The organism is Geopseudomonas aromaticivorans, from assembly GCF_019097855.1.
GTDB classification, from domain to species: domain Bacteria; phylum Pseudomonadota; class Gammaproteobacteria; order Pseudomonadales; family Pseudomonadaceae; genus Geopseudomonas; species Geopseudomonas aromaticivorans.
On record NZ_JAHRGL010000033.1, the window covers coordinates 1 to 10858 of the forward strand.

At 58.8% G+C, this 10858-nt stretch carries 10 protein-coding genes and 1 pseudogene; 7 read left to right on the top strand and 4 right to left on the bottom strand.

The window, feature by feature from the left end:
• Positions 1 to 228: 228 nt before the first annotated feature.
• The 3 genes from KRX52_RS13050 to mutS all read right to left on the bottom strand — a co-directional run bounded on the left by KRX52_RS13050 (position 229) and on the right by mutS (position 3907).
• Positions 229 to 540, bottom strand: a complete 312-nt coding sequence (locus tag KRX52_RS13050; RefSeq protein WP_217682163.1) for an aldose epimerase family protein — start codon at positions 538 to 540, stop codon at positions 229 to 231.
• 384 nt (positions 541 to 924) lie between these two features.
• On the bottom strand, positions 925 to 1248 hold the full coding sequence (fdxA, locus tag KRX52_RS13055; protein WP_217682164.1) for a ferredoxin FdxA: 324 nt from the start codon (positions 1246 to 1248) through the stop codon (positions 925 to 927).
• An 82-nt stretch (positions 1249 to 1330) separates the two neighbouring features.
• Positions 1331 to 3907 (bottom strand): DNA mismatch repair protein MutS, encoded by a 2577-nt coding sequence (gene mutS, locus KRX52_RS13060; protein ID WP_217682165.1) that lies wholly within the window; start codon positions 3905 to 3907, stop codon positions 1331 to 1333.
• A 74-nt stretch (positions 3908 to 3981) separates the two neighbouring features.
• On the opposite strand from mutS, the gene KRX52_RS13065 reads away from it, so the two are divergent.
• The 3 genes and pseudogenes from KRX52_RS13065 to recA all read left to right on the top strand — a co-directional run bounded on the left by KRX52_RS13065 (position 3982) and on the right by recA (position 6233).
• The gene (locus KRX52_RS13065) at positions 3982 to 4482 is read left to right on the top strand and encodes a CinA family protein (protein ID WP_217682166.1); all 501 of its coding nucleotides are present in this window, start codon (positions 3982 to 3984) and stop codon (positions 4480 to 4482) included.
• An 85-nt stretch (positions 4483 to 4567) separates the two neighbouring features.
• Positions 4568 to 5086, top strand: a pseudogene (locus tag KRX52_RS13070) (ImuA'/RecA-like NTPase); the annotation flags it as partial.
• Between the two features lie 103 nt (positions 5087 to 5189).
• Positions 5190 to 6233, top strand: coding sequence for a recombinase RecA (gene recA / locus KRX52_RS13075; RefSeq protein ID WP_254797582.1), 1044 nt, complete (start codon positions 5190 to 5192; stop codon positions 6231 to 6233).
• 222 nt (positions 6234 to 6455) lie between these two features.
• On the opposite strand, the gene KRX52_RS13080 is transcribed toward recA, so the two are convergent.
• Positions 6456 to 6974 (bottom strand): hypothetical protein, encoded by a 519-nt coding sequence (locus KRX52_RS13080; protein ID WP_217682167.1) that lies wholly within the window; start codon positions 6972 to 6974, stop codon positions 6456 to 6458.
• 111 nt (positions 6975 to 7085) lie between these two features.
• Here KRX52_RS13080 and KRX52_RS13085 point away from each other — a divergent pair, with 111 nt between their 5' ends.
• The 4 genes from KRX52_RS13085 (at position 7086) to KRX52_RS21085 (ending at position 10662) form a co-directional block, all read left to right on the top strand.
• Positions 7086 to 7250, top strand: a complete 165-nt coding sequence (locus KRX52_RS13085; protein WP_217682168.1) for a hypothetical protein — start codon at positions 7086 to 7088, stop codon at positions 7248 to 7250.
• A 78-nt stretch (positions 7251 to 7328) separates the two neighbouring features.
• Positions 7329 to 8255, top strand: coding sequence for a Pycsar phage resistance system effector protein PycTIR (gene pycTIR, locus KRX52_RS13090; protein WP_217682169.1), 927 nt, complete (start codon positions 7329 to 7331; stop codon positions 8253 to 8255).
• 80 nt (positions 8256 to 8335) lie between these two features.
• Positions 8336 to 9880, top strand: coding sequence for a Pycsar phage resistance system uridylate cyclase PycC (pycC, locus tag KRX52_RS13095; RefSeq protein ID WP_217682170.1), 1545 nt, complete (start codon positions 8336 to 8338; stop codon positions 9878 to 9880).
• A gap of 53 nt (positions 9881 to 9933) precedes the next feature.
• Positions 9934 to 10662 (top strand): E2 domain-associated cysteine-rich protein, encoded by a 729-nt coding sequence (locus tag KRX52_RS21085; RefSeq protein ID WP_367890546.1) that lies wholly within the window; start codon positions 9934 to 9936, stop codon positions 10660 to 10662.
• Positions 10663 to 10858: the final 196 nt, after the last annotated feature.

A 10858-nucleotide genomic window follows, 5' to 3' on the forward strand; every position in this document is an offset into this window, starting at 1 on the left:
GTGAAACGACGCATCGCCGATGGTAGTGTGGAGCTTCTCCATGTGAGAGTAGGTCATCGTCAAGCACCTCTACAGAAACCCCGATCAGCTCAGCTGGTCGGGGTTTCGTCTTTTGGGCGCGGAAAAATCCTCAGGAACCTGCCTGGGAGCGCCGCGCTTCTGCGGCCTCCCCGTACAGGCTCGGCTACGTGGGCAGCCGAGCACGCCTGTTGGGTCGCGGCAGACGACTCACTGCGGGCTCACAATCGCCTCGCTCCACAGGCAGAGATCCAAGCTGTGACGGGCGCCAGGGGCGAGCTGCACGCAGTCGTCCCAGACGTTGGCGGTCTCGATGCACAGCATGCGTTGCCAGCCGTCCTCGGCGAACTGCGACAGGCGCCGGGCCTTGTCGATCCACGGGTTCCACAGGACCACCGTACGTGCGGCGCGGCTTTCCAAGAATAGCGTGCGCTGCCAGCCGGCGTCGTGCAGCTCTTTCCGGAGGCCGGCGGGCTTGGGGTAGATGTAGACCTTCGCGACCTTGGCGCTCGGGCGCATCATGCCGGCTGGCTCCTGAAAAGAAATGGGAGCACAGCATTGTGGATGATCAGTTTATTGGTAGATTGGGTTCGTGGAGCGTTTTCGCTCAAGTCTCCCGTGAGCTGCTGCAGGCGGAGCGCGGAGGCAGGACGTGTGAGGCCGCGGTCGGCTGTGGGGCTTGTGAGGTGCTGTTGGACGGTAACGCTTTCCGTGGCAGGGTCGGCTTCCTGGGCGGAGAGGCTGTGGATGCAGCCCCTGAATTTTGCAGCCTGCTGGTCGATTACACAGAAATTCTGACACTCTCGACGGTCAAACCTCTTTCCCATGATCCCGCGAAGAAGCACAAAAAAGCCCCGGCAAAATTGCCGGGGCCCTTGATGGCGCAGAACTCGGAGTGCTGGAGGATCAGCGCTCCAGGTGCTGCAGCTTGTCCTTCACGCCATCCCACTCTTCGGCATCGGCCAGAGCATCTTTCTTCTCGGTAATATTGGGCCAGACTTCGGCCAAGTCACGGTTGAGCTCTATGAATTCCTGCTGATCTTCCGGCACTTCATCCTCCGAGAAGATAGCTTGGGCTGGGCACTCGGGCTCGCACAGCGCGCAGTCGATGCACTCGTCCGGGTGGATGACCAGGAAGTTCGGGCCTTCGTAGAAGCAGTCCACCGGGCAGACTTCCACGCAATCGGTGTACTTGCACTTGATGCAGTTGTCGGTAACGACGAAGGTCATGTTCTTTTATCTCCTCAGACGGGCAGGCGCCAGCCAGCCACGGCATGGCGCGCGGGATTCTAGCAGCTTGGCAATCGCTTGGTTATATCTGCGTCTTCCAAGCATATATCAGCTCGAGAGCTTGGCGTGGCGTCAGATCATTGGGATTGATGCTTTCAATTTCCTCCAGCAGAGGATGCGACTGGACGGCAAAGAGATCAGGCTGTACAGGTACGTCTTTGCTTTTTTTGGCTGGGTTTGCAACGGACTCATGGGGGAGGCTCGTTTGTTCAAGGCGTGCCAGATGCTCGCGGGCACGGACGATCACCGCGTTGGGCACCCCGGCGAGTTGTGCCACCGCAAGGCCGTAGCTCTGACTCGCTGGTCCTGGAAGGACATGGTGCAGGAACACGATGCGCTCCTTGTGTTCGGCGGCGTCCAGGTGCACGTTGGCCACCAGCGATTCGCTCTCGGGCAGTACGGTCAACTCGAAGTAGTGGGTGGCAAACAGGGTGAAGGCGCGCTGCCGTGCCAGATGTTCGGCGGCAGCCCAAGCCAGCGAAAGGCCGTCGAAGGTACTGGTGCCGCGGCCGACTTCGTCCATCAGCACCAGGCTGCGGTCGCTGGCGTTGTGCAGAATACTGGCGGTTTCGCTCATCTCGACCATGAAAGTCGAGCGCCCGCCGGCCAGATCGTCGCTGGAGCCGATACGGGTGAAAATCCGGTCTACCGTCGACAGCTCGCAGGCCTGTGCTGGCACGTAGCTGCCGATATGGGCGAGGAGCACGATCAGCGCAGTCTGTCGCATGTAGGTGGACTTACCACCCATGTTCGGTCCGGTGATGATCAGCATGCGCGTGCTGTCGTCGAGGCGGAGGTCGTTGGCGACGAAGGGTGTGGACAGCACCTGCTCGACCACTGGATGACGGCCCTGGGTTATACGCAGGCAAGGTTCGTCGACGAAAGTCGGGCAGTTGAGATCGAGATTCAGCGCGCGTTCGCCCAGATTGCTCAGCACGTCCAGTTCCGCCAGTGCAGCCGCAGTGTCCTGCAGTGGGCCCAGGTGTTCGATCAGGATTTCGATCAGCGCGTCGTACAGCAGCTTTTCCCGCGCCAGCGCGCGGCTCTTGGCCGACAGCGCCTTGTCCTCGAAGGCCTTGAGCTCGGGGGTGATGAAGCGCTCGGCCCCCTTGAGCGTCTGGCGGCGGATATAGTCCGCCGGCGCCTGCTCGGCCTGCACGCGGGGCAGCTCGATGTAGTAGCCGTGGATGCGGTTGTAGCCGACCTTGAGGTTGGGCAGACCGGTGCGGGTCTTCTCGCGGGTTTCCAGATCCATCAGGTACTGGCCGGCGTTCTCGCTGAGCAGCTGCAGCTCGTCCAGCTCGGCATCGTAGCCGCGCTTGATCACCCCACCGTCGCGGATCACCGCCGGCGGGTTGTCGATGATCGCTCGGGCCAGCAGCTCGGCCAGCTCCGGATAGGTGCGGATGCTGCCGGCCAGCTCCTGCAGGCGCGGCGCCTCCAGCTCGTGCATGTGCTGCTGCAGATCCGGCAAGGCGGCGAGCGCATCGCGCAGTCGCGCCAGATCGCGCGGACGGGCGCTGCGCAGGCCAATACGCGCCAGGATGCGCTCGACGTCGCCGATCTCCTTGAGCTGAGGCTGCAGGTTCTCGAAGCGGTAATTGTCGAGGAGGCAGCCGATGGCTTGCTGGCGGCCTTCGAGCAGGCTTCGATCACGCAGCGGCCGGTTCAGCCAGCGACATAGCAGGCGACTGCCCATGGCGGTCATGCAGCGATCCACCACGCTCTGCAGGGTGTTGTCACGGCCGCCGGCGAGATTGGTGTCCAGCTCCAGATTGCGCCGGCTGGCGGCGTCGAGGATCACCGTGTCGTCCAGCCGCTCGTGGCGCAGGCTACGGATGTGCGGCAGGGCACTGCGCTGGGTGTCGCGCGCGTACAGCAGCAGGCAACCCGCGGCGCCGATGGCTAGGGTCAGGCCCTGACAGCCGAAGCCGTTGAGATCCTGGGTGCCGAACTGCTGGCACAGGCTTTTCAGTGCGGTGGCGCGGTCGAAGTCCCAGGGCGCGCGGCGACGCACGCCGGGACGTTTCTCGGCGGGCAAACCACTTGGCCAATCATCGGGGATCAGCAGCTCGGCGGGGTTGAGGCGTCCCAGCTCGGCCAGCAGCGGCTCCCAGCCCTTGATTTCCTGCACACTGAAGCGACCGCTGGTGATGTCCAGTACCGCCAGGCCGAACAGGCGGTCATCGCCGAGCAGGGCGGCCAGCAGGTTGTCGCGGCGCTCGTCGAGCAGGGCTTCGTCGCTCACCGTGCCGGGGGTGATGATGCGGGCGACTTGGCGCTCCACCGGCCCCTTGCTGGTGGCCGGATCGCCGACCTGTTCACAGATCACTACCGACTCGCCCAGTTTTACCAAGCGAGCCAGGTAACCTTCGGCAGAATGGAACGGGATGCCGGCCATCGGGATCGGTTGCCCTGCCGACTGGCCGCGGGCGGTAAGCGTGATGTCCAGCAGTCGGGCAGCCTTCTGCGCGTCGGCATAGAAAAGCTCGTAAAAGTCGCCCATGCGATAGAACAGCAACTGGTCGGGATGCTGCTGCTTGATTCTGAGGTACTGCTGCATCATCGGCGTGTGGGCGGAAAAATCGCTGTTGCTCATCGCGGTCCGGCTTCAAGTCGCAAAAGAAGCTAGTGTACGGTATCGCCCGGACAGGCTTAACCCCGGAGACACTCATGGATTGCATAACCCGGCTGGCGGGACAACTGGGCGAAGCCTTGCTGAGGCGCCAGCTACAGGTCGCTACCGCCGAGTCCTGCACCGGTGGCGGCATCGCCGAGGCAATCACGCGCATCGCCGGCAGTTCGCAGTGGTTCGAGGCCGGCTACGTCACCTATTCCAATCGGCAAAAGACTCGGCAGCTTGGGGTGCCTGGGGCGCTGTTCGACACGGTCGGTGCGGTCAGTCGCGAGGTGGTCGAGGCCATGGCCCGGGGTGCCTTGCAGTACAGCGGCGCCCAGCTGGCCGTGGCGGTCAGCGGTATCGCCGGGCCGGATGGCGGGACCCTGGACAAGCCGGTGGGCACCGTCTGGCTGGCTTGGCAGGATGGCGAGCGCAGTTTCAGTTCCCGCCAGCAGTTTGCCGGTGATCGCCAGGCGGTACGCGAGCAGGCGGTGCTTTGCGCGCTGCGGGGCCTGTTGCGACTGGCGGCAGGGGAAAATCCTGTCGAGGGGTAGGCGGGTGCCTTGCCCTGTGGAATAATACTGGCTAATTATACAGTTAATCGTGGCCGGCTGGCCGCTCTGAAACGAGAGGACTTCAATGGACGAGAACAAGAAGCGCGCCCTGGCCGCAGCCCTGGGTCAGATCGAGCGTCAGTTCGGCAAGGGTGCGGTCATGCGCATGGGTGACCACGAGCGCCAGGCAATCCCGGCCATTTCCACCGGCTCGCTGGGGCTGGATATCGCCCTCGGCATCGGCGGTCTGCCCAAGGGCCGGATCGTCGAGATCTACGGTCCGGAGTCCTCGGGCAAGACCACCCTGACCCTGTCGGTGATCGCCGAGGCCCAGAAGCAGGGCGCCACCTGCGCCTTCGTCGATGCCGAGCACGCGCTGGACCCGGACTACGCTGCCAAGCTCGGCGTCAATGTCGACGACCTGCTGGTCTCGCAGCCGGACACCGGCGAGCAGGCGCTGGAGATCACCGACATGCTGGTGCGCTCCAATGCGGTCGACGTGGTCATCATCGACTCCGTGGCGGCGCTGGTGCCCAAGGCGGAAATCGAAGGCGAGATGGGTGACACCCATGTCGGCCTGCAGAATGCAGTAGTCCCCATGGCGGCCTAAAGGTGGTTCACTTAGGAGGTCTCCTTTCTGTTTGTGAGGGACACGCCCTAAGGTGATCGAGATCAACTGATTAACTCAATTTAAGTGGTCGATAAACATGGATCAGGCAAAAAATAAGGCATTAGAAGCAGCTCTTAGTCAGATTGAAAAGCAGTTTGGTAAAGGCTCGATCATGCGGTTAGGCACTGACCGCACGATGGATATTGATGTTATTTCGACTGGCTCCTTGGGTCTTGATATTGCTTTGGGGGTTGGCGGTCTGCCTCGTGGTCGAATCGTTGAGATTTACGGCCCAGAGTCCTCTGGTAAAACAACTCTTACCCTTTCAGTAATTGCCGAGGCTCAGCGTCAAGGGCTGACTTGTGCATTCATTGATGCCGAACATGCTCTAGACCCTATTTATGCTGCGAAGCTGGGAGTAAATATTGATGATCTCCTTTGTTCGCAGCCGGATACAGGGGAGCAGGCTCTAGAGATTGTTGATATTCTTACTCGCTCTGGTGCCGTTAACTTAATAGTTGTCGACTCCGTGGCTGCACTTGTTCCAAAAGCTGAAATTGAAGGCGAAATTGGCGATAGTCACGTAGGCCTTGCTGCGAGGATGATGAGCCAGGCAATGCGTAAGATTACTGGGAATCTGAAAAACTCCAATACCATGTGTATCTTCATCAACCAGATTCGGATGAAGATCGGGGTTATGTTTGGAAATCCGGAAACTACGACTGGTGGTAACGCGCTAAAGTTTTATGCTTCGGTTCGTCTGGATATTCGTCGAATTGGTGCGTCAAAAGAAGGCGATGAGGTGATCGGTAGCGAAACTCGCGTTAAAGTTGTGAAAAATAAGGTTGCCGCGCCATTTAGGCAAGCTGAATTCACCATTATTTATGGTGAGGGAATCAGCAAGGCTGGTGAGATTGTTGACCTGGGCGTTGCCAATGGCTTTGTCGAAAAGTCGGGCGCTTGGTACAGTTATCAAGGTAACAAGATTGGGCAAGGACGCGCCAATACAATGAAGTGGCTGAAAGAAAATTCAGAGGTAATGGGTGAAATTGAAGGCAAAATTCGCAGCAAGCTGATGAGTGGCCCTGCAGTCGCGCCTGCTACTGTTGATGAAGAAAAAGTATCGTTCGACGATCTGTAATTGCTCTTGTTTGCTGGCTGTGCTTTTCCAGTTTTCGATGAGTAGTGCATAAGTATGATGAAGCCAGGTGGATAAGTAGTCCGTCTGGCTTTTTATTAGGCTATTTCTGGGTTGGTTGTTGTAATAAGCTAGGCTGGTCACTTAATAGTCATCCTGCGGAGTTCTAGTGGCTGAGTAGTGATTCTTCTTGGTGGGAGGTTGCAGGAGCTTAGTGCGGCAGGATTATTTAGCTGAAGCTGGAGCATTATGCTCACCCCAGAACTGAGCACTGTAATTGTTGAGTCCAAGGCTGTAGGGATCGGTTTTGGCCTGGATGGTTGGCGGGATAGTGTTTCCGTCACCTCCGTCCCTGAAATACTCTCTAACCGAGTAGAGCGCCAAACTCTTCAGGTACTCCCATACGCGATACAGCTTTTCCTGTCGCTCCTGATCCAGTTTGGTAGCGCTCGGCTTCCGCTTGGGGGTTGGCAGGGCGGAGTCGGGACGCGAGGCAGAGTCGTAAGAAAAAGTAATGCTGCCGTACGTCCAATCATCCTCGATCGCTTGGCGCCACCGGTAGCTAACACGCACAGTCAGCTTTTCGCTGAAACGGTAGGGCGAGATAATCTGATCATCGACATGAAAGAGCAGCCCTTCCTTCTCCTCCGCTTCCACCCGTTCCTTCATCTGCTGGACGGCATGTGCTAGATCACTGCCGGCGCGTAGGACGCAATCTTTCGTCCCAGCAAGCTTTTTTGCCACTTTCGCTTTGCCGTATTCCGCCAGCGCTTGCTCGAAAGCACGAAGCCTCGACGCAACGGACGGCTAGCGGTGACGTCTAGCTGGTGAAAATGCCTCCCAGGAGCCCGGCAGATGCCGGATTTTTTGATTCAGGCCTTGTCCCGAATCTGGCGGCGCATGGCGACAATCAGTCTGCTCGACCATCGGTCCAATAGGATTGCCGATGGAGCCATGCCCAACCACAAGCGTGAGCCGCAGATTGGCCAGTTGCTGCTGGCCACTTCGATCTTTTCTTGAGCTTTCTCTTGAAAACGGCACGTATGGCTCCATTTGGGTTAACACCCCCAACATCTTCGCAAGGGAATGCTCGCCATCATGACTACTGGAAAGTTGATCGATCGTTTTGCAGGGGCGTCAGGTCGTGCCGTTCTCGAGGAAGTACTGCTTGAACAGAAGCTGGTCCTCGGAAATCAAGACTTAGCACGCCGCCTTGCGGAAGTAGGAACGCTGGAGGCGATCGCCAAGGATGCGGTACTCATCACGCAAGACGCAGAGGACTCCGACGTGTTCTTCATCATCACAGGGCACTTCCAGGTGAAGGTCCATGATCGTGAAGTCGCAACACGGGGAGGCGGAGATCACGTCGGAGAGATGGCTGCTCTGGTCGCAACAGCCAAGCGTGCGGCCACAGTTGGGGCCACCGAGCCCTCGATTGTCTTGAAGGTCAGTGCGGCAGATTTCAAGTCCATTGCGGACGCGTATCCCTCAGTTTGGCGACAAGTCACTCGCCAACTCATCGATCGGCTACATCAGCGAAATGACTTGGTGCTCCCTACCCATGAGTTCTCGCACGTTTTCATCATCTGCTCGGTCGAAGCACTCCCCATTGCTAGGGCGATCGAGAGCCACCTCCAGCACGAGAAACTCTTCGTGAAAACCTGGACACATGGTGTTTTCCGCGCGTCGCAGTACGCCATTGAAAGTCTCGAAGAGCAGCTGGACGAGTGCGACTTTGCCATCGCAATTGCGCAGCCAGACGACGCCGTCACGATCCGCGAGGAAACCAAGAATACGCCCCGCGACAATGTCATTTTCGAGCTGGGTATGTTCGTGGGACGTTTTGGCAGGAAACGGACCTTCCTCATTGAGCCAAGGGGGGACGAGATCCATCTGCCGTCAGACCTGAAAGGGCTGACCACCCTCACATACCGAGCAACGACAGACGCAAAACTCCTGCCTTCGGCCCTGTCGCCAGCCTGCAATGAGCTGCGGACCATATTCGCCGAGCTAGGGCCGCGGTAATCACGAGCTGTCACTAAGCAAATTTGGCATGCGCTTGCCTACCGCATTGCAGCGCGCCCAACCGCCCCAAGGAGAGGTCGATGAGTAAGAGTTGGAACCACGATCGCGCTGCAAAACACATCGATAGCAAGATCGCTGATGTAGAGGAGGTCACCATTAAGGACTACGTGCGCGACATGTCGCTGGAGTCTATTCCGACCAGCACCGCGTACCGCGTCGATGGTGTCCACATGTATGCGGACATCTTGAATCTCGAAGACATGCTGAACATCACTAAAACCGAGGGCGTTGAATGCCACAAGCGGACGCTGCGCTTCCTCGACCAGCACTACCGGGCGGTCAAGCGGATTCTCAACAAGGTTGATGCACGCAGAGTCGACTTCCATAGCCAGCGATTGCACTCGCTTTTCACCAAACCGTACAACACTGATTCCGGTGCAGAGACGAAGCGTGTCCAGCGTGCCGTTGCGACCGCGCAACTGATCATCGACGTGCTCGCAGAGACAGGTGACGACGATGAACAGATCCCCGCAGCGAAGGTTCGTATTGGCATCGATACCGGCCTGGCGCTCGCTGTAAACAATGGCCGCAGTGGGAACCGGGAACCTTTGTTCCTGGGCGACCCTGCAAACCATGCAGCAAAGCTGGCCAGCAACAACAAGGCCAAGGGCATCTATCTGACAAACAATGCTCGCAAGGCCATCGGCCTCGCCGAAAGCGAGGCTCCCGAAAAGTCGGCCCTAACCACGGCAGAGGTTCAAGCGTGTGAGGACGCGGCCAAACTGGATGTCACGTCCGACGAGATCGTCGAAGAGTGGCGTGAGGACCTGAAGAAGAACCCACTCGGTGGTTACCAGTTCTCCCGCCAAACACCACCTCTGCGCGATATGGACATCTATGCGCTGACCCCCGGCAACTCGAAGCGGCAGGAGATGGTAAGCCTCTATGCGGATATCGATGGATTCACGACCTACGTAGCCGAGCACATCAACGAGAAAACAGATGATGTCGTGCGGACACTGCACGTCATTCGCGCAGAGCTGGAGCGGGTCGTCACCTCCGACTTCGAAGGCCGCCGAGTGCGCTTCATTGGAGACTGCGTGCAAGCCCTGTCCTGTGACGGCACCGTGTATACCACTGACGAAGAGAAATCTGTATCTGAGGCCACACGGCTGGCTGGTGCGCTTCGCAGCAGCTTTAACCTGGCAATTGAGCGTTTGAAGGCCGAGAACATTGAAACCGGCGAACTTGGTCTCGCGATTGGCTTCGATTTGGGGCCTATAGCCGTCACGCGCTTGGGCACCAAGGGCAACCGAGTTCGTTGCGCTATCGGGCGCAGCGTGATCGAGTCTGAGAATCGCCAATGCGTGTGTACGGGTGTAGAAACCGCGATCGGGCAAGCAGCCTACGACGCAGCATCCAAAGCTGTACAGAGCTTGTTCGGAAAGAGTCGCAAGACGTCGCACCTGGACTACAACGAAGCCACCGAAGCCCTGGCAGATGATGGGGACACATCAGCGAAGCAAGCTCGCTCGGAAGCCTACGCGGGTTCTGCCGCAATTATTCGCGCAGATGAGCGTAAAGTGCAGCCCCACTCCCTCCAAAACGTAGACCGCAGCCGTTGAGCACAGCTCTAGACCTGATTGCGCAGGTCACCCCTGACTTCGGGGGGACCTGTGTGACTACCTCTGCGCAGACAGCAATGCTTGATCTGCCAATTCGGCTGGTGGACGGAAGAGCGCTTCACTACAAGCTGCATTTACACCACTCCGGTGAATGGGTCAAAGCACGCGAACACACGCCACATCACCTGCCAGGATTTTGCCCCGAACGCCACATTAACTCTGACGGTACGTTCTGTCTGTTTTATGCTGGTGCCAATCCGCTTCCTGTTATAGATGAGCCGTCCGCTCGCGCGTGGCTTGAGACAATCTACAAGTATCTCAAGCTTCAAGAGCGAGCTCGCACTCTGCGTAGATGGCCAAATCGTTCCGCATGGGCGCACGGCGACGCAGCTCGACATCAGCTTCGAGTTCAGGAGGCTGTGAGAGCGTTAAATGGCAGGATCGGCAATGCTCTTCCGGTAGATCAACTAGCGCTCAAGCGCAGAACGTCCAAGGGCCGGTCGATCCTAGATGTGCTCTCCGGCACAACGCCTTTGTTCAGCGTGTGGGAAAAGCCCCAGCGGGTTATCAACCAAAAAAGGCGTTGCTTCTGCGGCCTCTATGGGCGACGCCTTCCAAAACGAATTCGACGCTGTCATGACCATGCAAAGCAAGCCACCGAGCTAGCTTTAGCGTTGCGCGACTGGGAAGAGGCCGAACGTCAGTACTGGGACTCAATGCGGGGCAAGCCTTGCTGTGGCTCGTGCGATAGCTGTCCGCTCAGCCCGCAGATTTTTGTCTAATTGGGGGGAGGTCCGCTTTTGGCCCAGACCGTGTAAAAACGCCGGCAGTGGTGGATATGAGGATGTCGGGCTGCGGATTCCACGCCATCCGGCCACCCAGTCCACGCTTATCCGGCCGGGCATTCCACGCACATCCGGCCACCTGTTCCACGGCCATCCGGCCGGGCAGTCGGAGCGCAGCGACGCTAGGGTGGCA

Bases quoted from the DNA above. Each gene is read 5' to 3' on its own strand.
- KRX52_RS13050 (WP_217682163.1), bottom strand. From the start codon at position 540: ATGATGCGCCCGAGCGCCAAGGTCGCGAAGGTCTACATCTACCCCAAG.
- fdxA (WP_217682164.1), bottom strand. From the start codon at position 1,248: ATGACCTTCGTCGTTACCGACAACTGCATCAAGTGCAAGTACACCGAT.
- mutS (WP_217682165.1), bottom strand. From the start codon at position 3,907: ATGAGCAACAGCGATTTTTCCGCCCACACGCCGATGATGCAGCAGTAC.
- KRX52_RS13065 (WP_217682166.1), top strand. From the start codon at position 3,982: ATGGATTGCATAACCCGGCTGGCGGGACAACTGGGCGAAGCCTTGCTG.
- recA (WP_254797582.1), top strand. From the start codon at position 5,190: ATGGATCAGGCAAAAAATAAGGCATTAGAAGCAGCTCTTAGTCAGATT.
- KRX52_RS13085 (WP_217682168.1), top strand. From the start codon at position 7,086: ATGCCGGATTTTTTGATTCAGGCCTTGTCCCGAATCTGGCGGCGCATG.
- pycTIR (WP_217682169.1), top strand. From the start codon at position 7,329: ATGACTACTGGAAAGTTGATCGATCGTTTTGCAGGGGCGTCAGGTCGT.
- pycC (WP_217682170.1), top strand. From the start codon at position 8,336: ATGAGTAAGAGTTGGAACCACGATCGCGCTGCAAAACACATCGATAGC.